20 protein-coding genes are annotated in these 20,876 nt (G+C 70.9%); 9 read left to right on the top strand and 11 right to left on the bottom strand.

The window, feature by feature from the left end; genetic code table 11:
- Positions 1-84: 84 nt before the first annotated feature.
- From KIS93_RS21220 to KIS93_RS21200, 5 genes are read right to left on the bottom strand one after another with little or no spacing between them, the layout of a single operon-like run.
- A complete protein-coding gene (locus KIS93_RS21220; protein WP_186404721.1) occupies positions 85-1,227 on the bottom strand; it encodes a Gfo/Idh/MocA family protein in 1,143 nt (380 codons plus the stop codon).
- Positions 1,224-2,003, bottom strand: coding sequence for a ThuA domain-containing protein (locus KIS93_RS21215; RefSeq protein ID WP_080046014.1), 780 nt, complete (start codon positions 2,001-2,003; stop codon positions 1,224-1,226). Before KIS93_RS21215 ends, KIS93_RS21220 begins: the two co-directional genes overlap by 4 nt.
- Before the next feature lie 9 nt (positions 2,004-2,012).
- Positions 2,013-2,864 (bottom strand): carbohydrate ABC transporter permease, encoded by an 852-nt coding sequence (locus KIS93_RS21210; RefSeq protein WP_080046015.1) that lies wholly within the window; start codon positions 2,862-2,864, stop codon positions 2,013-2,015.
- The gene (locus KIS93_RS21205) at positions 2,861-3,799 is read right to left on the bottom strand and encodes a carbohydrate ABC transporter permease (RefSeq protein WP_080046016.1); all 939 of its coding nucleotides are present in this window, start codon (positions 3,797-3,799) and stop codon (positions 2,861-2,863) included. Before KIS93_RS21205 ends, KIS93_RS21210 begins: the two co-directional genes overlap by 4 nt.
- A gap of 12 nt (positions 3,800-3,811) precedes the next feature.
- Entirely contained in the window at positions 3,812-5,038 is a 1,227-nt protein-coding gene (locus KIS93_RS21200) for a sugar ABC transporter substrate-binding protein (protein ID WP_080046017.1), read from the bottom strand.
- Between the two features lie 258 nt (positions 5,039-5,296).
- Here KIS93_RS21200 and KIS93_RS21195 point away from each other — a divergent pair, with 258 nt between their 5' ends.
- The 4 genes from KIS93_RS21195 (at position 5,297) to KIS93_RS21180 (ending at position 12,985) form a co-directional block, all read left to right on the top strand.
- Positions 5,297-6,304: a LacI family DNA-binding transcriptional regulator gene (locus tag KIS93_RS21195; protein ID WP_080046018.1), complete on the top strand. Its 1,008-nt coding sequence runs from the start codon at positions 5,297-5,299 to the stop codon at positions 6,302-6,304.
- Between the two features lie 133 nt (positions 6,305-6,437).
- Positions 6,438-10,376, top strand: coding sequence for a metallophosphoesterase (locus KIS93_RS21190; protein ID WP_080046019.1), 3,939 nt, complete (start codon positions 6,438-6,440; stop codon positions 10,374-10,376).
- 55 nt (positions 10,377-10,431) lie between these two features.
- Positions 10,432-11,538, top strand: a complete 1,107-nt coding sequence (locus tag KIS93_RS21185; protein ID WP_080046020.1) for a HupE/UreJ family protein — start codon at positions 10,432-10,434, stop codon at positions 11,536-11,538.
- Between the two features lie 82 nt (positions 11,539-11,620).
- Positions 11,621-12,985 (top strand): sensor histidine kinase, encoded by a 1,365-nt coding sequence (locus tag KIS93_RS21180; RefSeq protein ID WP_230465871.1) that lies wholly within the window; start codon positions 11,621-11,623, stop codon positions 12,983-12,985.
- 20 nt (positions 12,986-13,005) lie between these two features.
- On the opposite strand, the gene KIS93_RS21175 is transcribed toward KIS93_RS21180, so the two are convergent.
- Positions 13,006-14,208, bottom strand: coding sequence for a hypothetical protein (locus KIS93_RS21175; protein WP_080046021.1), 1,203 nt, complete (start codon positions 14,206-14,208; stop codon positions 13,006-13,008).
- Positions 14,209-14,415: 207 nt separating this feature from the next.
- Here KIS93_RS21175 and KIS93_RS21170 point away from each other — a divergent pair, with 207 nt between their 5' ends.
- Positions 14,416-14,700: a hypothetical protein gene (locus KIS93_RS21170; protein ID WP_080046022.1), complete on the top strand. Its 285-nt coding sequence runs from the start codon at positions 14,416-14,418 to the stop codon at positions 14,698-14,700.
- 4 nt (positions 14,701-14,704) lie between these two features.
- Here KIS93_RS21170 and KIS93_RS21165 read toward each other — a convergent pair whose 3' ends face one another.
- Positions 14,705-15,073, bottom strand: coding sequence for an STAS domain-containing protein (locus tag KIS93_RS21165; RefSeq protein WP_168015063.1), 369 nt, complete (start codon positions 15,071-15,073; stop codon positions 14,705-14,707).
- A gap of 155 nt (positions 15,074-15,228) precedes the next feature.
- On the opposite strand from KIS93_RS21165, the gene KIS93_RS21160 reads away from it, so the two are divergent.
- On the top strand, positions 15,229-15,585 hold the full coding sequence (locus KIS93_RS21160) for a helix-turn-helix transcriptional regulator (RefSeq protein ID WP_080046024.1): 357 nt from the start codon (positions 15,229-15,231) through the stop codon (positions 15,583-15,585).
- Here KIS93_RS21160 and KIS93_RS21155 read toward each other — a convergent pair.
- Together KIS93_RS21155 and KIS93_RS21150 are read right to left on the bottom strand one after the other, a co-directional pair.
- Positions 15,558-16,445 carry a DNA-3-methyladenine glycosylase family protein gene (locus KIS93_RS21155; protein WP_080046025.1) on the bottom strand — a complete coding sequence of 296 codons (888 nt, stop codon included), beginning with the start codon at positions 16,443-16,445 and terminating at the stop codon, positions 15,558-15,560. The two genes, KIS93_RS21160 and KIS93_RS21155, sit on opposite strands and share 28 nt — an antisense overlap.
- 26 nt (positions 16,446-16,471) lie before the next feature.
- Positions 16,472-17,116 carry an O-methyltransferase gene (locus KIS93_RS21150; protein WP_080046026.1) on the bottom strand — a complete coding sequence of 215 codons (645 nt, stop codon included), beginning with the start codon at positions 17,114-17,116 and terminating at the stop codon, positions 16,472-16,474.
- Positions 17,117-17,169: 53 nt separating this feature from the next.
- Here KIS93_RS21150 and KIS93_RS21145 point away from each other — a divergent pair, with 53 nt between their 5' ends.
- Positions 17,170-17,790, top strand: coding sequence for a TetR/AcrR family transcriptional regulator (locus KIS93_RS21145; RefSeq protein WP_080046027.1), 621 nt, complete (start codon positions 17,170-17,172; stop codon positions 17,788-17,790).
- Positions 17,791-17,926: 136 nt separating this feature from the next.
- On the opposite strand, the gene KIS93_RS21140 is transcribed toward KIS93_RS21145, so the two are convergent.
- Both KIS93_RS21140 and KIS93_RS21135 read right to left on the bottom strand, forming a co-directional pair.
- Positions 17,927-18,829, bottom strand: a complete 903-nt coding sequence (locus KIS93_RS21140; protein ID WP_080046028.1) for a MerR family transcriptional regulator — start codon at positions 18,827-18,829, stop codon at positions 17,927-17,929.
- A 33-nt stretch (positions 18,830-18,862) separates the two neighbouring features.
- The gene (locus KIS93_RS21135) at positions 18,863-19,561 is read right to left on the bottom strand and encodes an SDR family oxidoreductase (protein ID WP_080046029.1); all 699 of its coding nucleotides are present in this window, start codon (positions 19,559-19,561) and stop codon (positions 18,863-18,865) included.
- Between the two features lie 93 nt (positions 19,562-19,654).
- Here KIS93_RS21135 and KIS93_RS21130 point away from each other — a divergent pair, with 93 nt between their 5' ends.
- Both KIS93_RS21130 and KIS93_RS21125 read left to right on the top strand, forming a co-directional pair.
- Complete coding sequence (locus KIS93_RS21130) at positions 19,655-20,017, top strand: MerR family transcriptional regulator (RefSeq protein ID WP_080046030.1); 363 nt, start codon at positions 19,655-19,657, stop codon at positions 20,015-20,017.
- 41 nt (positions 20,018-20,058) lie between these two features.
- Entirely contained in the window at positions 20,059-20,874 is an 816-nt protein-coding gene (locus tag KIS93_RS21125) for a patatin-like phospholipase family protein (RefSeq protein ID WP_080046031.1), read from the top strand.
- Positions 20,875-20,876: the final 2 nt, after the last annotated feature.

Below are 20,876 nucleotides of genomic sequence, written 5' to 3'. Positions count from 1 at the left end.
CGGGTCCCGCTTCGGGGGCGCGGGTCACGGCCGGGAAGACCGAGGCTGTGGCCCGCGCCGCGCGACGGTGTCCCGTCCCTGAGGTCAGGACAGGACGGTGGCCGCCGCGCCCCAAGCCTTCAGCCGTTCCCGGACCTCCTCCCGCACCGGCAACAGCAGCGCCTCCTCGTACGCCCGCTCCAGCAAGGCCCCGATCTGCACCCTTTCCCCTGTCTCGGCTGAGCGGACGGCCGCCTCGACCATGGCCAGGCTGCGGAGGTTGCCGTGGATGGTGCCGTCGGGCTGGGAGCCGGTTCGTAGGGCGTGCACGAACTCGGCGAGTGCCCCGGCGATCTGCTCGTGGGCGGCCGGAGCCACGTCCTCGGGCTGGTCGCGAGCGCTGGAGGTGACATGGCGCTCGCCGTCCCAGGTGGCGGTGCCGCCGGCGGCGACGGCGCGCCATTCGCCGTTCCAGGACGTGTCCCGGCCCTCCGCGCACCAGCTCCCCGTGAACACGTACCGGGTGCCGTCGGAGAACAGGAAGGTGGCGGTGGCGGACGCGTCCCCCTGGTACCAGCTCCAGGGCGGGTTCCAGCTCTCGCACACGACGGAGACCGGCTCGGCGCGCAGGAGGTAGCGGCTGGCGTCGAAGGCGTGGATGGCCATGTCGACCAGCAGGGGTTGCGGCATCTCGTCGCGGAAGCCGCCGAAGTGGGGGGCGCGGAAGAAGCTCGTGGTGAGCAGGCCGGGGGTGCCGAGCTCGGCGATGCGTTCGCGGAAGGTGGACAGGGCGGCGAAGTAGCGGCGCGACTGGCTGATCATCAGTAGCCGGTCGGCGGCTTCCGACGCGGCGGCCTGGACGAGTGCTTCGGCCAGGGTCGGGGCGGCGGGTTTCTCGCACAGGACGGGCACGCCGGCGAAGAGCGCCTCGATGTTCACCGGGCTGTGGGCCGCGGGGACGGTGACGTTCACGACCGCGTCGGGCTCGACGGACGCGAGCAGCTCACCGAGCGAGCCGGCCACCATGACGGACTCATGACGCGGGCCGCCCGAGCCAAGCGAGCCGCCAGAACCGCCAGAACCGCCGTCCGGGCTGTCGAGCGAGCGGACGGCCGCCTCCGCGCGCGCCACGTCGAGGTCGGCCACGCCGACCAGCTCGACGTCCGAGGAGGCGGCCAAAGTGCGCAGCCACGCCAGCCCCATCGCCCCGGCCCCCACCTGGACGACGCGGAGCGGACGTGCACTCACTGGCCGCTCTCCTTGTTGTGCATGGCGCCCCGATAGCCGTGCCCGTTGAAGAAGTCCCCCATCTCGTACCGCAGCAGGGTCGGCAGCTCGCGCCGCGCGGGGTCGCCGGCCGCCCATTCGACCCCGTTGGCGAGGACCTGCAGCACGTCGGGGTGGTGGTAGACGGGGTAGTCCTGGTCGCCGGGGCTGAAGTAGAAGATCTTGCCGTTGCCGCGGCGGAACGTGCACCCGCTGCGGAACACCTCGCCCCCGGTGAAGGAGCTGATGAAGATGAGCTCGTCGGGTGTCGGGATGTCGAACTGCTCCCCGTACATCTCCTGGGCGGGGATCTCGATGGGGTGCGGGATGCCGCGCGCGATGGGGTGGGTGGGGTTGACGGTCCAGATGAGCTCGCGGTCGTTCTGGCTGCGCCAGCGCAGGGTGCAGGTGGTGCCCATCAGCTTGGTGAAGATCTTCGACCAGTGGCCGGAGTGCAGCACCAGCAGCCCCATGCCGGACAGGACGTGCCGGTGCACGCGCTCCACCACCTCGTCGGCCACCTCGCCGTGGGCGGCGTGCCCCCACCATGTCAGCACGTCGGTGGCGGCGAGCACGTCTTCGGTCAGGCCGTGCTCGGGGTCGTCAAGGGTGGCGGTCCGTACGGTCGCCCGCTCGCCGAGCCGCTCCTCGATGCCGCGCCGGATGGCGTTGTGCATGCCGTCGGGGTAGATCTTGGCCACTTCGGGCTCGGCCTGCTCGTGGCGGTTCTCGCCCCACACCAGGACCCGGATCGTCATGAGTTCTCCTTATTTGACGGCGCCGGCGACGGCGCCTGCCGCGATGTAACGCTGCGCGAAGATCAGGAGCAGGGCGGCGGGGATGGAGGCGAGCACCGCCGTGGCCATCACCGTGTCCCAGTCCTGGGTGTTCGCGCTGATGTAGTCGTAGATGCCGAGGGTGATGGGCCGCACTTCCGGCGTGCTGGTCAGGGTGAGGGCGAACAGGAAGTCGCTCCAGGCGGACAGGAACGTGAACAGGGCGGCGGTGACGATCGCGTTCTTGCTGATCGGTACGACGATCGAGAGGAACGCCCGCAGCTGCCCGGCCCCGTCCACCATGGCGGCCTCGACGAGCGCCCGGGGGATGGAGCCCATGAACGCCCGCATGAGCAGCACCGCGAACGGGATGCCGGCGGCGGTGTTGGCGAGGATGAGGCCGAAGACGTTGTTGATCAGGTAGAGCTGGTTGAACAGCGGGTAGAGCGCGTTCGCGATGACCATGGCCGGGATCATCTGCGTGATCAGCAGCACCAGCACGAACGTGCTCGCGCCGCGCGAGCGGAAGCGGGACAGGCCGTAGGCGGCGGGGGTGGCGACGACCAGGGTGAGCACGACGGTGCCGAGGGCGATGAGCAGGCTCGTGACGAAGTTCTGTCCCTGCTCGGAGATGGCCTTCGCGTAGCCCGACAGGGTGGCGTCGAGCGGGAGCCAGTCCCTGGTGGTGGCGCCGGAGCTGGACTGCAGGCTGCTGTTGACCATCCAGTAGACGGGGAACAACATCACGGCCAGGAAGAGCACGCCCAGCGCGGTCATCGGCAGCCGCCGCGGGTCGAGGCCGGCGCGGGCGCCTCCCGCGCCCGGGCGGACGGTGAGGTTCATTCGGACGGCTCCCGGCGCGACAGGTACAGGTAGACGAGGGCGAAGACGAGCGAGACGACGATGAGGACGTTGCTGATCGCCGCCCCCTCCCCGAAGTTGAACTCGACGAACGACTTGTTGTACGCGTTCGTCGCCAGCGTCTGGGTGGAGTTGGCGGGCCCGCCGCCGGTCAGCCCGAGGATGATGTCGACGACCTTGAGCGTGTAGACGACGCCGAGCACGATGACGACGCTGACCACGGGCCGCAGGTTGGGCCAGGTGATGTGGCGGAACGCCTTCCACCCGGTGGCGCCGTCGAGCGAGCCCGCCTCGTACAGCTCCTTGGGCACGGCCTGCAGCCCGCTGTAGAGGATGGCGACGTTGAACGGGATGCCCAGCCAGATGTTGACGCCGATGACGCCGGCCAGCGCGAGCGTCGGGTCGACGAGCCAGGGCACGGCGGGCACGCCGAACAGGCCGAGGAACTGGTTGAGCGCGCCGCTCTCCTGGTCGAGCAGCCATTTCCAGACGGCGCTGGAGGCGATGAGCGGGATCAGCCACGGCAGCAGCAACATCGAGCGCAGGAACCCGCTGAGCGGGAAGGCGCGCTTGAAGAACAGCGCCAGCGCGAGCCCGATGACGAACTGGAAGGTGATGGACCCGACGGTGAACAGCGCGGTGTTGACCAGCGTGGTGGTGAACAGGTAGCTGGACAGGATGGTGGCGTAGTTCGCCAGGCCGACCCAGGGCGCCGCACCGCTGTAGAACGTCGAGGTGGTGTACTCCTGGAAGCTCATGACGACGTTCTGGACGATCGGGTAGCCGAAGAACATCGCCACGAACACGACGGCGGGCAGGGAGAACAGCCAGGGCGTGGCGCGCCGCAGCAGCCGCGTCCACAGGATCGTGCGGCGCTCGCCGGCCGCGACGGTCAGGCTCAGGTGGGCTGAGGTCATCGCGGTGCTCCTTTACTGCTCGCCTTGCGCCTGGCGCAGGGCCTCGGCGGGAGCGGCCTTGCCCGTGAGGGCGATCTGCACGGCGTTGTAGATCTTGGTGGCCGCTTTGGGCCAGTCGGGGCCGAGCAGCGCGGTGCGGGAGCGCGCGGTCCTGACGGTCGTGACGAACGGGGCGAGCGCGGGGTTCTCCTTGCCGGCCTGCTCGGCGACGTCGGGGTTGGACGGCACGTTCTGCTTGATCCTGGCCGTTTCGAGCTGCTTCTCCGGCGATACGAGACATTTCACGAACTGCCCGGCCTTGGCCATCTTGGCGTGGTTCCCGGTGCGTGGCACCGTGAAGACCTCGCCGCCGAGCGGCGCGACCGTGGTCTGCGACGGGTCCCGCTTGGGGATCGTGAACGCGCCCCAGCGCACCTCCCGCTGCTTCTTGAGCGCGGGCAGCTGCCAGGGCCCGTTGACGACCATCGCCGCCTTGCCCGCGACGAACTGGTCGATCACGTCGTCCTGGCTCCAGATGATCGAGCTCCTGGACATCGACCCGTCGTTCTGCAGATCGACGAGGAAGCGCAGCGCCTGCACGGTCTGGGGCGTCGTGATGTCCCGCTCGGTGCCGCCGTTGCCCCACATGAACGGCAGGAACTGCCAGGTGCCCTCGTACGTGTTGATCGTGCTCATGGCGAAGCCGTAACGGCCCTGGCCGGTCAGCCGGCGGGCGACCGCGCGCAGTTCGTCCCAGGTGGCGGGCGGGGTGGTGATGCCGGCCTGGTCGAACAGGTCCTTGTTGTAGAAGATGCTCAGCGTGTTCACGCCGGGGGCGAGCCCGTACAGTTTGCCCGCGTACGTGCCGGCCTGCACCACGGCGGGCACCATGCCCTCGCCGGTGAGGCCGTGGTCGGACAGCGGGGAGAGCGCGCCCGACTTGGCGATCTGCTGCACGTCGGGGTTGTCGAGCATGAGCACGTCCGGCAGGGTGCGGGAGGAGCTCTGCTGGAGCACCTTGGGGATCAGCCCGGGGCCCGCGACGTGGCTGATCTCGAGGGAGACGCCCACGCTCCGCGCGCACGAGTGGTAGATCGGGTCCTGGGTCTCGTCGTAATAGTCCTGAATGGTCAGTGTGTTCGGGGATTCCGTGCCGGAGGCGGCCGCCCCGGTGCACGCGGTGAGCGTGAGGGGGGCGAGCAGCGCCGCCGCGACAGCCACTTTGGGCGCCTTTCCCTGGCGCTTCTGTGCTGTCTCCATGTGATGACTCCTGTCCCGTTGGAGCGGGTCGCGGAAATCGGCCGTGGAGGGGTGGAGAGCAGGGGAGATGGAGGGAGGGGGCCGGCCCGCGCTGATCGATCAAAGCGCTTAACCGGCGTTCGCTTGTTGTGTATGTTGCGCTGATCTGTCTGTGATGTCAACCACAAGTTAAGCGTTTTGCCGAAGGCCGCCGGGATATATAGTCGCAGTGCTCGGTGCTCACTCAGGAAAGTCTCCCGGCAAAGAGAGCGGGCAGCCATGGTCACGATGCGCGACGTCGCCGCCCGGGCGAACGTCTCCATCGCCACGGTCTCCTTCGTGCTCAACGGCACCAAGCGGGTCGCGCCCGAGACCAGGGCCCGCATCGAGGCCGCCATCGAGGAGCTCAACTACCGGCGCAACGTCGTGGCCCGCGCTCTGGCCAGCTCGCGCACCCGCATCCTCGCCCTGCTCCACCCCGACCTGGAGTCGCGGCCGAACGCCACCGTGATCCAGTTCGCCATGGGCGCCGCGCACGGGGCCCGCGAGCGCGGCTACGACCTGGTGCTGTGGCCGGTCAACGACGACGAGCAGATGTCGCACCTGCTCGCGGGCGGGCTGGTCGACGGGGCGCTGCTCATGGAGGTGCAGATCCGTGACTCCCGGGTCGAGCGGCTGGTGGCCAGCGGCATCCCGTTCGCGCTGATCGGCCGCACCGAGAACGACGACCTGCCGTACGTGGACATCGACTTCGCCACCACGCTCCGCGAGGCGGTCGCCCACCTGCGCTCCTACGGGCACGAGCGCATCGCGCTCGTCACGCAGCGCACGAAGGGCGGTGCGGAGCCGGGCCGGATCATGCGCGTCGAGTCGGCCTACCGCGACGCGATCGCGCCGCTCGGCACGCCGCCCGTGGTCATCCCCGTGGACGGCACGTCAGCCGGGGGGCGGGAGGCCGCCCGCGTGCTGTGCGAGGAGCACCCCGCGTGCACCGCCGTCGTCCTGGTCAACGAGGGCGCCTCGGCGGGGCTGGCCAAGGGGCTGCGGGCGGCCGGGCGTGCCATCCCCGGCGACGTGTCGGTGATCTCGGCGTCCACCACGCGGGAGCTGGGCGAGATGATCGAGCCCGAGCTGACCGTCATGGCCGCGCCCGCCGCCGAGCTGGCGAGGCTGGCCGTGGACGCGCTGATCGACCAGATCGAAGGCGTGCCCGACGCGCCGCCGCACACGCTGATCCCGTGCACGCTGGTGCCGGGGGAATCCGTGGGGCCCGTTCCCGTTTTGTGACAAATGCCCAGAATGAGGAGACAGTTCCCATTCTCTTCAGTCACTCCATGCTCAACGTTCACCCGAGCGCCCCAAGGTGCCCGGGGGCCGTCCGACCGGCCCCGGAACGTTTGAGAAAGGGACCCCTCTCCCGATGCAGCGCAGATTATGGCAACGGGGACGGCCGGCCACGGCCGTCGCGCTCACCGCACTCCTGGTGAACACCCTCGTGACGGCCGCGTACGCCGACCCGGAGCGCGGCCGGCCGACCCCGTCGCCCACGCCCCCCACCTCCCAGACCCCGCCGGCCCTCACCCCGGCCGACGGCTCCTACCTCGAAGGCACGGTCAAGGTCGCCGCCGTCCCGGCGACGGCCGGCGACAGCGTCACCAAGCTCGCCGTGGACGGCGCCGCGATCGAGGGCGCCACCCGTACGGTGGGCGTCTCCAAGCTCGCCTTCGACGTCGGCTCCAACTCCACCGAAGCCCAGTACCACAGCTACGTGCTGGTCAACGGCGCGTACAAGGTCGAGATCGGTAACTACGTCAGCCAGCGGGCCACCCTCGACATCCCGAACGAGCACCTCGTCAAGGGCGAGAACACCGTCGAGATCGTCGTCGGCGCCATCCAGTCGTCCTGCGGCACCAACTACGACGACTTCGTGCTGTCCGACGTGGGCCTCGAACTGCTCGGCGAGATCGCCGACGGCGAGGACAACCCGTACACGCTCTCGTTCGGCGACGGGAGCTGCGGCACGAACACGACGCTGCTCAAGCGCGCCACCCTCACATTCTTCACGCAGTCCGACCCGCAGGGCACCACCGGCCTCGCGGCGGACGTGGACACGACCAAGCTGTCCAACGGCCCGCACGTGCTCAGCGCCACAACCGCGGCGGGCGTCACGGTCAAGCACAATGTGACCGTCAACAACGCCCCCGCCGGGGCGCCGCGGCTGCTGCCCACCGACGGCACGCTGGTCGCGGGCACCAAGGCGGTCTTCGCGACGGTCCCGGCGGGCAGCGCGGGCGGCGTCAGGAAGCTCACCGTGGACGGCGCGGCGCCCGTCACGAAGGCCACCCTCGGCAACGGGGCCGCGATGCTCGCCTTCGACGTGGGCGCGGACGCGCTGGACGACAAGTACAACAACTTCCTGCTCGTCAACGGCAAGCGCATCGACCTCGGCGGCTCGTACGTCAACGGCCGCGCCACCGTCGCCGTGCCGGCCCGTTTCCTGATTCCCGGCGACAACACGATCAAGGTCGTCACCGGGGACTACAAGGAGGCGTGCGGCACCGACCGCGACGACTTCACCCTGTCCAACCTGGCCCTGACGCTCGACGGCGCCACGGTGACCGGGCAGGGCGTCGAGGCGTCGTACGCGATGGGCGACGGCACCTGCGGCTCCGACACCGCGGCCAAGCGCGAGGTCGAGCTGCGCTACACGATCGACGCCCCGGCCGTGCACCTCGTCGAGACGCTCGGCTCGGGCGAGGCGAAGCTCAGCTTCAACGTCGGCAGCAACTCGATCGAGGCCCGCTACCAGAGCTACCTGCTCGTCAACGGCCAGAAGGTCATCGTGGACGGCGACTTCGTCAGCAAGCGCGTCGACCTGACGATCCCGAACGAGTACCTGGTGCCCGGCTGGAACACGATCGACTTCGTGGCCGGCACTTACCCGACGTCCTGCGGCAACAACCGCGACGACTACGCCATCTCCAACATCGCCCTGACGCCGGCGCAGGGCACGGCCACCGGGCAGATGCTGAAGAGCTCGTACAGCATGGGCGACGGCAACTGCGGCGACTCGGTCAACCCGCTCACCGAGATCGACCTGGAGTTCCTGGTGGCCGCCCCGGCGGGCGGCCTGCGCGCCGACCTCGACACCACGGCGATCAAGGACGGCAAGCACACGCTGGCCGCCGAGTCGAGCGGCGGCGAGCGCGCCACCCGTACGCTGATCACCGACAACTCCGCGCCGAAGGTGACCAGGAGCGTCCCGGCGGCGGGCGAGAAGATCAGGGCCACGGTCGTGCTGGACGTCCGGCTGGAGGACGCCTCCGGCGTGGTCACCGGCCCCGAGGTCAAGCTCGACGGGCAGCCCGTCGCGCTCGGCGCCCAGGTCGGGCCGGGCCTGAAGGCGGGCCGGCACACGCTGTCGGTGTCCGGCTCCGACGGGCTCGGCAACGCCGCGACGCGCGAGATCGTGTTCGAGTCGGCCGGCATCCCGGACGTGCCGTCCGAGCTGAGCCCCGCGCTGGGCGCCGTGGACGTCTCCGACCCCGCCACGCTGTCGGCCAAGGTGGCCGAGCCGGACAGCGGCCCGGTCACCGCGACGTTCTCGCAGGCCGAGATCCTCACCCCGAACGAGGTGTACCAGGGCACGGCCACGACGCTGCCCACCACGCTCCAGGTGCCCGGCGAGAAGAAGGTCAGGGCACGCGGGCTCGAACCGGCCGACGGGCAGACGCTCGACGCGCCGAGCGGCCAGGACCTCGTCTACCAGCGCTTCGACGTCCAGGTGAAGGGGCACGCGGACGACCCGGTGCTGCGCTGGGAGGGCTCGATCGACCCCGAGCGGCTCGCCTCGCTGCGCGTGTGGAACACCAAGGCCAAGGCGTGGGACCTGCTGACCAGCTCCCGCGGCGCCCCCGCGGGGAAGACCGCGCTGACGGCCGTGGTGGACCCGGCCTACATCGACCGGCAGAAGGTGCACGTCATGGTGACGGCCGAGGACCCGTTCGCCGACGACATCGAGCCGGGCGACCCCAACGGCTTCGCCGACCCCGCCACGTACGACTTCTCGATCGTGCACTTCACCGACACCCAGTACATCTCGGAAGGCGCGGTGGAGCAGGAGACGGCCGAGGAGCGCGCGGTGTGGGAGTCCGCCTACGCCGGCATCGTCAACTGGATCAAGGACAACAAGGACCAGCGGAAGATCTCGTACGTCGCCCACACTGGCGACATCGTGGAGAACAACATCCGCAAGCCCGCCGACGAGGCCACGCAGCGGCAGGTCGTCGGCGAGTTCGAGGTCTCCTCCAAGCAGCAGCGCGTGCTGGACGACGCCGGCATCCCGAACGGCGTGATCGCCGGCAACCACGACAACCAGTCGGGCACCGAGGACGGCCCCGGCGCGATCTACAACCAGTACTACGGCCCCTCCCGCTACCGGACCGCCGCGCAGGGCTGGCAGCACGCCGAGTACGGCGGCCCGTGGAAGGAGGGCGACAACCAGAACCACTACGACCTGTTCTCCGCGGGCGGGCTGGACTTCGTGGTCGTCGGCCTGTCGTACGGGGTGACGCGCGACGAAGCCGAATGGGCCGACTCGATCTTCAAGAAGTACCCGAACCGCAACGGCATCCTGCTCTCGCACGACTACCTCGTGCCGAGCACGAACCCCGACGGGCGCGGCGCCGGCTTCTCCGCCCCCGACGGCTCGATGCTGTACAAGACGGTCGTCGAGAAGAACCCGAACGTCTTCCTCATCCTCGCCGGCCACGAGCACGGCGTGGGCACCAACGTCAAGCCGAAGGTGGGCCAGGTCGGCAACGGCGTCGTGGAGCTGCTGGCGGACTACCAGTTCTACACGGTCTCGGCCGACCGGCTCGGCCTGACCGAGATCGGCGGCTACAACCCGCAGGACCAGCTCCAGTTCGGCGCGAGCTTCCTGCGCATGCTGCAGTTCGACGTCAAGCGCTCCGAGCTGAGCGTCGACACGTTCTCGCCGCTGCTGGGCGAGTTCGGCGCCACCGAGTACGACCCGCTGCGCCGCTACAACGGCATCGAGGACAACATGGTGCTGCCGGTCGACCTCACCTCCCGTACGACGAGCCTGCAGACCGACTCGCTGGCCATTTACAAGCCGACCCGGGTCATCGGGCGCGACCGGGTCGCCTCCGGCCAGGTCGCCTCGGTGACGTGGGACCGGCTCAAGGACGACACGGCCTACGCCTGGTTCGTCACCGCCCGCTCCGCCGGCGGCGGCGTGACCGCGTCCGAGCCGAGCGTCTTCGTCACCAAGGACGAGCACGGCCGCCCCGGCAGATGGGACGCCGACTCGCCCATGCACCGCTGGTTCAACCGCTAGATCCACCCGCCGCCCCGGGCCCGGCCCGGGGCGGCATCCCCTCTGGAGACCTGACATGTTGCGCTGGCTACCTGTTTTTGTGGTGCTGGCCGCTCTGCTGCTCCCCGCCCCCGCCGCGGCGCACGACGCCACCACGACCGCCCGCGCCGAGGTCACCGGCACGGGGACGGACGTGCGGGTCGTGCTGGACCTCGAGTACGACCTGCTGATGAAGTCGGCCTGGCTCTACGCCTCCGCCTACGACGCCAGGGAACGGGCCGAGCAGCTGCGCCAGCTCAAGCTCAACCGCGACGCCGTCGTGGAGTACGTCACGGAGCGCTTCGCCGTCACGTACGACGACCGCCCCTGCGCACCCACCCTGACCCGCGACGCCGACGTGCGCCCGCAGGACAGGAAGACCTTCGCCGTGCTCACCTTCACCTTCGCCTGCCAGGGCGGCCCCGGGGGCACGCACGCGATCTCCAGCGCGCTGTTCCCCGACGCCGAGACGTTCGTGCACAGCACGGAGACGCTCGTCCGCTACGACCTCGACGGGGAGCGCGGCTCCGCCGTCCTGGTGGCCGAGTCCCCGACGCTGAAGGTCGGCGAGCGCGCGCGCAGCGACCAGGCCGGCGAGTTCTTCCTGCTCGGCGCCGAGCACCTGCTGACCGGCCTCGACCACGTGCTCTTCCTGCTGGCCCTGCTCATCGGCGCGCGCCGGCTGCGCGACGTCGTCGTCACCGCCACCGCGTTCACCGCCGCGCACAGCATCACGTTCCTGCTGGCGGCGCTGGGCCTGGTGGACGTGCCCGGCGCGATCGTCGAGCCGGTCATCGCCGCCTCCATCATCGTCGTCGCCACCGCCAACCTGCTCGGCCGCGACGAGGACCGCCTCGGCCGCCGCCGCCTGCCCATCGTCCTCGCCTTCGGCCTGGTGCACGGGCTGGGCTTCGCGGGCGCCCTCGACATCGACCGCAGCGGGTCGTGGGAGCTGCTGCTGTCGCTGCTCAGCTTCAACGCCGGCATCGAGGCCACCCAGCTCGCCCTCATCGCCGTCCTCTTCCCCCTCCTCACCCTGCTCCGCCGGACGCCCTGGGCCCGCTGGGCGATGGCCGGGCTGTCGGTGCCGATCGTGGGGGTCAGCCTTTACTGGCTGGTGGAACGCCTTCCGCTGCCGCTCTGACAGTAGGCGGATTTGTCGGGGAATCTCCCGAGGTTAGCGGCGAACAGCCCCTCTGTGTTCTGCTGATCCTCGGGGGAGGGGCGTGAGCAGACGGTTGGGCCGGTCCTTGCGGACGCGGCTGGCCCTGTGGGCCAGCATCGCGATGTTGCTGCTGAACGTCGTCGTCAGCGCGTTCGTGTTGTTCGGCATCCGCAACGAGGTGGCCGACATCAGGGCGCGCGAGGTGACGAGCAAGAGCGTGCGCGTACTGCTCATGGTGAAACGCAACCGGCTGCCCCAGGTGCTGCCGGACCACGGGCTCGACGGGGTGCAGGTCGTGAACCCGCGCGGCCGGCCGGTCGCCTGGACGCGGGGGCTGGCCGGGGCGCCGCGGCTGACCACCGAGATCCCGCACCACGACCAGGCGAACGAGGTCGCGAGGCTCTGCGACCTGCCGCGCTTTCCCGGCACGTGCAAGACCGTCGTGGTGCTGGTCGCGTACCAGCCGGAGGGGGAGTGGCTGATCTACGGGGTCGGCCCGGCCGTGCCGTGGTACGTCGCCCCGCAGGTGATCGCGTTCCAGGCCGTCGTGACGGCGGCGCTGGTCGTGCTGACCTGGTTCGGGGTCTCCCGCGTCGTGGCGAGGACGTTGCGGCCGGTCGGCGGCATCACCAAGCGGCTGGCCGAGATCAGCGAGGGCGGCGGCGGGATGCGGGTGCCCGTGCCGGAGACCGACGACGAGATCAGGGCCCTGGCCGAGACGAGCAACCGCACGCTGGAGCGGCTGGAGTCGGCCCTGCAGCGGTTGCAGGAGGCGATGGAGCGGCAGCGCCAGTTCGCCGCGGACGCCTCCCACGACCTGCGCAGCCCGATCACCGCGATGCGCGCCCAGGTCGAGGACGCGCTGCTGCATCCCGAGGACGCCGACTGGCCGGAGACCGGCGCCGAGGTGCTGGCCAGCCTGGAGCGGCTGCAGGCGATCGTGACGGACCTGCTCACGCTGAGCAAGCTCGACGCGGGCGCGCCCGACGAGCGCGAGCCCCTCGACCTGGCGGATCTGGTGACGGCCGAGACCGCCAGGCCGCGTTCCAAGCGGATCGTCACCACGCTCCAGACGGGCGTGGTCGTCAACGGCGACCGGCTGCAGCTGGCCCGCCTGCTGACGAACCTCCTCGACAACGCCGAGCGGCACGCCGAGTCGCAGATCATCGTGACCCTGCGCAGGCAGGGCGACGAGGCCGTGCTGGAGGTGGTCGACGACGGCACGGGCATCGCGCCCGAGCACCGCGAGAAGGTCTTCGAGCGCTTCACCCGCCTCGACGCCTCGCGCAGCCGCGACGCGGGCGGCACCGGCCTCGGCCTGCCGATCGCCCGCGAGATCGCGACGGCACACCTCGGCACGCTCACCATCGAGGACTCCGACACCGGCGCCCGGTTCGTGCTCAGGCTGCCGGTGCAGGAGGACTGACCAGCCTCGACCGGGCAGGCTCAGCGTTGCATCTGCAGGCTGTGGACGGGGTGGTCGCCCTCGGTCTGCAGCCGGTACTCCTCGCCGGACTTGGCGCGGTTGTCCTCGATGACCCGCTCCGAGGGGGCCTTCTCGCCGCCCATCAGCGCCTCCTGCATCTTCTCGAAGCGCTCGTGGGCGTCCTGAACGTAGCCGGTGCCCAGCGTGGTGTAGTCGATCTGGGTGGCGATCAGCTCGCGCAGGTAGGCCTTGTTCGGCTCGAACGTGACCGGCTGCGGCAGTTCCGGCGCGCACACCTGCTCGGGGTCGCGGCCGTCGTGCTTCTTGAACAGCTCGGCGGCCAGCCGCAGGTGCTCCAGCTCCATGTTGAGGTGCAGCTCCCAGATGTTCTTCACCTTGGGGTCGGACTCGGTCTCCATGAACGAGTGGTACAGGTAGCACTCGTTGTACTCGTGGTTGAGCAGCATCTCCCACCAGCTCTCGCCCGGGTCGACCAGCGACTCGTAGTGGGTGACGTGCTCCTCTTCGATGAGGCCGATCTCCTGGTAGAGCTGGCGGGCGATCGGCTCCATGTAGGTGGGGCCGACGTTCATGTAGAAGTTCATGGTCTGCTGCTCGGCCGACATGATCGTCAGGGCGTGCAGCTTGCTGATCGGGGCGGCCGAGCTCTTGTCGTACGGCTCGCGCACGTTGTCGACCGGGTCGCGGTGGTGCAGGTACGTCGGGCGGCCCGGCATGACCTCGGTCAGGTTGTCGACGATCTTCTCCGCCTTGCGGTGCTCGATCATCTCGTACAGGTTGGCGTACCGGTAGAGGTGGTCGAAGTCCTCCAGCACGCCGAACTGGTAGGCCTGCTGCAGGTACGGGTCCGGCTCCATCCGCGCGACCCAGGCGGTCAGGTCGACGGCCACCTGCTCGTAGGCGATCGTGGTCTCCAGCACCGAGGCCAGGCCGGGCAGCAGCCAGTTGACCACCTTCTGCTGCTGGGCCTCGATGTAGCGCACCCGCGCCAGGTGCTGCTTCAGCTCCAGGTCGGGGCAGTGGCGGGCGAGCTGGTGGCTGAACAGGATGGCCTCCACCTCGATCCCGTTCATGGTGATGATCCGGCACCGCGTGTACGGGTCGGCGTGGTCCGGGTCGGTCGGCGTGACGTTCAGCTCCCGCCAGTTGCGCAGTTGCTTGTCCAGCGGGATGCCCCGCTCCTGAAGTGGATTGAAGGTCATGTCGGTGCGTTCCTTCGCGCTCGTCGGCGTGCGACCTGCCCGCTCGCCCTACCCGAGGCTTCCCGGTCGAATCTCTGGACGCTCCCGCTTGAACCTCCGCAGTCGGTAATGATCCCGGACAGGCCCGGCATGCTGCGGCATGACTGACCCGACGGTGATCGGGGCATGGACTCGGCACCAGGGTTGCGTGATCGGAGGGAGATCCAGATGGACCAGCGGGGCACCGGCGGGAACGTCCGCACCGTCGACGGGCGGGCGAACGGACACGTCCGCTGCACGCCTCCTGCCGCCGCCGAGCTGTTCGAGATCGCCGTTCTGGACACCACGGGCGACGACGGCGAGGCGCGCTGGCACACGATCGGCTGGGGCGTGGACCGCGGCCACGCCGACAGCATCGCGGAGGCGTACGTGACGCGGCCCCTGTGCCCCTACGACGAGGCACAGGTGCGGCAGAACGGTCATCTGGTGAACGTGCACCGCCGGCCGGCGTGACCCCCTACGCGGGCTCCTGCGGGTTGACCAGGTCGAGGTCGACGATCGCGCCGAGGGCCTGCTCGATGTGATCGTGCACCGTCACGGCCCGCCCCGCTCCGGTGATCTCCAGCAGGCGGGCCGGCATCGGTTGCAGCCCGGCCAGGTGCACCTCGGCGCCGTGCGCGCGGGCGAGCGTGGCGGCGGCGAGCAGCACGGCCAGGCCCGAGCTGTCGAGGAAGGACAGCTCGCTCATGTCGATGACGAGGTGCTCGTCGAGCCGCTCGCGGTGCTGGTCGATGTACTCTTCGAGGCGGCCGGACGTCGTGGTGTCCACCTGCCCGGCCACGGCGATGAGCGTGGCGCCGGGGAGGCGGCGACAGGTGAGGTTCACGGGCACTCCTGGGGCTGGGGGTCTTCGATTACCGCGGGTACGCCTGTCGTTGCGCACAAACTCTATGCCCGTAGATAGATACAGGAAAGACTTTTCGTCATAGGATCTTCGCGAAAGCTTTTTCACCCGGGGCAAGGATCGGAGTCGAAAGGGGTATGAGCGCAACCGAAGATCGAGCGTCCAGCTGGACCTTCCTCACCCACCACGCCCGCGTGCTCTTGGAGATCGCCCGAGATCCTGACATCCGGCTGCGTGACATCGCCGCCGGCGTCGGCATCACCGAGCGCGCCGTCCAGAACATCGTGCGCGACCTGCTCGAAGGCGGCTACGTCACCCGCGACAAGGTCGGCCGCCGCAACCGCTACAGCCTCAACCTCGACCAGCACTTCCGCTACCCGACCGAGGCCGACCTGCCGATCAGGCTGCTGATCGACATGTTCACCCAGCACGACGACCTGCCCCGGCTGCGGACGGTCGACGGGGCTCAGCCGCGCTCGTCCATGACGCCGTAGGCGGTCGCCCGGAACAGGAACGAGGCCCACGAGCGGTAGGGCCGCCACGCGTCGGCCAGCTTCCGGTACGCCGACGGCGGCGCGTCCTCCGCCAGCCCGTACGCCTCGCGCAGGATCGCGAACAGCCGCGGTTCGTCCCCCGGGAACGCGTCGGGGGCGCCCGCGCCGCGGATCAGGATCAGGCCCGCCGAGAACGGCCCCACGCCGGGCAGTGCCCGCAGCTCGGCCAGGGCCTCCTCCGGGGCCAGTGAGCGCAGGTGCTCGGTGGTGAGCAGGCCGTCGAGCGCCGCCCTGGCCAGGCCGCGCACCCACTCCTCCTTCTGCACGGGCAGCCCGAGCCCGCCGGCGTCCAGCAGCGAGACGGGCGGCGGGAAGGCGGTGTACGGGTGCCCGTCCACCTCGACCCGCGCGCCGTACCGCTCGGCGATGCGCTGCTTGATCCGGGACGCGATGAGCATCGACGAGCGCTGCACGATCACCGCCCAGCACGCCGCCTCCCACGGGCTCCAGAAGCACACGGGCCGCAGGCCGGGGCGCAGCCGCTGCAGGTCGCCGAGCACTGGGTCGGCCTCGCCCAGCTTGGCGAAGCCGGCGCCGTCCACGTCGAGGGAGAGGATGCGCGCCACCTCGCGCCTGATCGCCGGCCCGGCCGGCCGCGTGGTGGTGACCGCCACCCCGCCCGGCGCGCCCGTCACGCTCACGCCGATCGGCCGCCAGTCGGCTTCCGCGCAGTACGCGAAGCGCAGGCTCCGGCCGTCGGAGGGCAGCGCGCTCGTGGCCGGCCAGTCCTCGACGAACCGCAGCGAGTCGGCGAAGTCGAACGGCCCCTCGGCGGTCAGCGTGAATCGGTGCGTGGTCATGCGCGTATGGTAGGCGGCCCCGGGGACTACAGGCGGCAGCTGATCTCGATGCCGTCCTCCACCGGGAACGGGACGCTCTCGTAGCCGTTGGCCGGGTCGCGGACGTAGTCGAGGTAGGGGCGGACGCTGTCGAAGGTGGTGTCGTCGGCGGCGACGAGCGTGCCGGGGGCGAGGCGGGGCTCCAGCAGGCGCAGCACGGGCAGGTAGAGGTCCTTCCAGCCGTCGAGCAGCACGAACCCGGCCGGCTCGGACAGGCCGGCGAGCGTTTCGCGGGCGTCGCCCTCCAGCACGGTGATCACGTCGTCCAGGCCAGTCTCGGCGAACGTGCGGCGCGCGGCGGCGATCTTCTCCTTGCTCAGCTCGGTGGTGACGACGCGGCCCGTGCCGTTGTCGCGCACGGCGGAGGCCAGGTAGAGGGTGGAGATGCCGAACGAGGTGCCGAACTCGACCACCGTGGCGGGGCGGGCGGCCCGTACCAGCGTGTAGAGCAGCCGGCCGCCCTCGGGGGAGATCGGCATGTAGATCTCGGCGGCGGCGTCGGCCTGCTCCTGGGCCGTCATCGTGCCGCCGGCGCGCGGGAACGGCCGGGAGTCGTCGCGCTCGGCCTCGGCGAACATGCGCTCGAGCGCCGCCGCCACGCGCGGGTCGGCGAGTGTGCTGGTGTGTGTCATGCCGCCTAGACTAGACGCAACGTCGCGTCTACGCTAACGATATTCTTCACGACATGACGGACACGGAGCGGCGGCACCACGGCAACCGGCACGGGCGCAGCGAGGCGGCCCGGCAGGCGGTGCTCCAGGCGGCCGACGACCTGCTGGCCGAGAAGGGGTTCGCGGGCGTCACCATGGAGGGCATCGCGGCCCGCGCCGGGGTCGCCAAGCAGACCGTCTACCGCTGGTGGAGCGGCAAGACGGCGGTGCTCGTCGACGCGCTCGTCGAAGACCTGGCCGAGGACCTGACGCCGCCCGACCACGGCCGGCTCGCCCTCGACCTGCCCGCCTACCTCGCCCAGCTCGCCCACGTGCTGAGCGCCACCGACACCGGGGCCGTCTTCAAGGCGCTCATCGCCCAGGCCCAGCACGACCCCGCCTTCGGGGCCGGCTTCCGCGCCCGCTACCTCGACGAGCAGCGGCGGCGCGACCGCCTGCCGCTGGAGCGGGCGGTCGCGCGAGGGGAGCTGCCCGCCGGGATCGACGTGGCGGCCGAGACCGACCGCCTCGTGGGGCCGCTCTACTACCGGGTGCTCGTCACGGACGAGCCGATCGGGCGCGACTACACCGACCGGCTCGCGCACGACTTCCTCGACCGCGTGCTCCATGAGCGCGGACCCGCGGCGCCGGGCTGAGGTCGCGCGTTCAGCGGGCGTGGGCCTGCGGCGCCGGGCTGAGGTCGCGCGTTCAGCGGGCGTGGGCCTGCGGTGCCGGGCTGAGGTCGCGCGTTCAGCGGGCGTGGGCCTGCGGTGCCGGGCTGAGGTCGCGCGTTCAGCGGGCGTGGGCCCGCAGGGCCCGGCCGAACCAGGTGAGCGCCGGGGCCAGGCTCTCCGGCGGCGGCCAGCCGTTGATCACGGCGAGCAGGCGCAGGTACCGCTCCCTGCGTGGGTCGCAGGCGGCCTCCAGCCGGTCGGCCAGCCCGGCCCGGTCGAGGCCGGAGGCGGCGAGGAGCGCCGCGACGTACGGCTCGGCCTCGGGCCCGGCCGGATCGACGCCGGCGGCCAGGGCGGGGGCGGCCAGGTCGCGCGCCAGCGCGGCGGCGTCGGGCCGGATGCCCGGCTCTCCCGCCCGGTCGGCGGCGTGCCGCTCGATCATCCGGCGCAGTGCGGCCCGGAAATCCGGGTCGCGCGACAGCTCCGCCAGCTCGACCCAGGCTTCGACCTGCTCGGGCGCCGGATCGTCCGGCAGCTCCGGCGTCATCGACACCATCGCGCCCGCGTAGGCGGGATCACCGTCCACACCGCCGAACGTGGCGGCGAGGAAGTCGCCGATCAGGTGGCGCCGTCCGGCTTCCGGCAGTTTGGCGAGCTCGTGCATCAGTTCCATCTCCTCCGGGGTGGAGCCGCGCCTGGCCACCGCGCGCAGCACGGCCTGCCGCAGGCGCAGCGTGCGGATGTGCACCTCCAGGGCCTCGGCGTGCGCCGCCGCGACCTCGGGCAGCGACGACTCGCGCGCCACGACCCGGCGGATCGTGGGCAGGTCGAGCCCGAGGTCGCGCAGCGTGCGCACGAGCTCCAGGCGGGCCGCGGCGGCGCGGTCGTACCGGCGGTAGCCGGCGGGGCTGCGGCTGGTGGGCGGCACGATCCCCGCGTCGGAGTAGAACCTGACGGTCTTGACCGTCAGCCCGGTGCGCCGGGCCAGGTCACCGATCGAGTAGAGCGTGTCCCCGTCCATGGGTCCACTCTGGCGTCTCCCCCTGCTGGAGACTCAAGCGGCGTCGTAGAACGCGCGCGGGTCGCCGGCCAGCGACGCCTTGACGTGCGCGGACCACTCGTCCACCACGACCTCGTACGCGCCGGCCTCGGTCCCGTCGAGCGCCGCCCGCACGACGTCGGCCGGGTCGAGCAGGTCGCCCTCGTAGCCGGCCATCATGTCGGTGGCGGCGGCGCCCAGGTGCACGCCGGTGACCTGCGTGCCCTGGCCGCGCAGCTCCAGGCGCACCCCGTTGGTCAGGCTCCAGGCGGCGGCCTTCGCGGCGGCGTAGGCGTTGGCGCCGTCGTAGGAGAACCAGGACAGCGCGGACAGCACGTTCACGATCGCGCCGCCGCCGCCCGCCGCCAGCACGGGGGCGAAGGCGCGGACCATGCTCAGCGTGCCGTAGAAGTGCGTGTCCATCTCCAGGCGGATCTTGTCCAGGTCGCCGGTGACGAGGTTCGCGTAGGTGGAGATGCCGGCGTTGTTGATCAGCAGGGTCACGTCGCCGGCGGTCGCGGCCGCCGCGGCCACGGAGGCCGGGTCGGTGATGTCGAGCCGCAGCGGCTCCACGCCGGGCAGGTCGACGCGCTCCGGGTTGCGCGCGGTCGCGTACACCTTCTTCGCGCCCCGCTCCAGCAGCTGCTGGGCGAAGTGGCGGCCGAGGCCGCGGTTGGCGCCGGTGACGAGAGCGACGGAGCCGGAGATGTTCATGGTTGTCCTCCGAAGTGAACTGAGTGAGGGGTGTGCGGATACGCTAAAACCTCACGTTGACGTCAGAGGCAAGTGTTGTGAGGAGGGTCACTCATGAGGATCGGCGAGCTGGCCGCCAGGACCGGGGTGAGCGTGCGCGCGCTGCGTTACTACGAGGAGCAGCGGCTGCTCGTCCCGGAGCGCACCCCCAGCGGGCAGCGCGTGTATCCCGAGAACGCGGTGGACCGGGTGCGGATGATCCAGCACCTCTACGCGGCCGGGCTGCCGAGCCGCTCGATCGAGCCGATCATGCCGTGCGTGGCGAGCGGCGAGGTGACCCCCGAGCTGCTGGAGCGGCTGCGGGCCGAGCAGCGGCGCATCGAGGAGCGGATCGACGACCTGGTCAGGACCCGCGACCGGCTCGACTCGATGATCAACGCGGCCTCGGTCTACGAGGGGCGAACCTGTCCCAGGTGAGCCTGTTATGACGATTCCCGCGTAAGGTGCAGAATTCCACCATGGCCGAGACCGCGTTCGTGCTCGGTGGTGGGGGCGTGCTCGGCGCGTACGAGGTGGGCATGCTGCGCGCGCTCGACGAGGCGGGCATCCGCCCCGACCTCGTCGTGGGCACCTCCGTCGGCGCCCTGAACGGGGCCGTCATCGCCGCCGACCCGGCCGAGGCGGTCGCCCGGCTGACCGGTCTGTGGCGGTCCGACGTCGTCCGTACGGCGTTCGCCGGGTCCTGGGTGTCCCGGTTGTCCACGCTCGCCAGGACGGGCACCCATCTGCACCCGATCGGCCCGCTGCGTGCGGTGCTGAGCAGGACCGTCCGGGTTTCGCGCATCGAGGAGCTGGCCGTCCCGTTCCAGTGCGTGGCGGCCTCGGTCGAGCGGGCGGCGGCGCACTGGTTCGCCAGCGGCCCGCTGGTGGACGCGGTGCTGGCGTCGTGCGCGGTGCCCGGGCTGCTGCCGCCTGTGGTGATCGGTGGCGAGCACTTCTACGACGGCGGGCTGGTGCACAGCATCCCCATCGGGCGGGCCGTGCAGCTCGGGGCGAAGCGGGTCTTCGTCCTGCACGTCGGCCGCATCGAGCGCCCGTTGTCGCCGCCGCGGCGGTTCTGGGAGGTGGGCATGGTGGCGTTCGAGATCGCCCGCCGCCACCGGTTCGCCGAGGACCTGGCCACGCTGCCGCCCGGCGTGGAGGTGCACGTGCTGCCGTCGGGCGTGACCGAGCCGCTCTCGCCGCTGCGCTACCGCGACGTGTCGCAGATCTCCGCCTGCATCGAGCGCTCCTACGAGGCGTCGCGCGGCTACCTGCGGAACAGGGCAGGATGAAG

Source organism: [Actinomadura] parvosata subsp. kistnae, from assembly GCF_900323885.1.
Taxonomy (GTDB): domain Bacteria; phylum Actinomycetota; class Actinomycetes; order Streptosporangiales; family Streptosporangiaceae; genus Nonomuraea; species Nonomuraea composti.
Note: the sequence above shows the minus strand (reverse complement) of the source record. Positions and strands in the feature narration are given on the sequence as shown.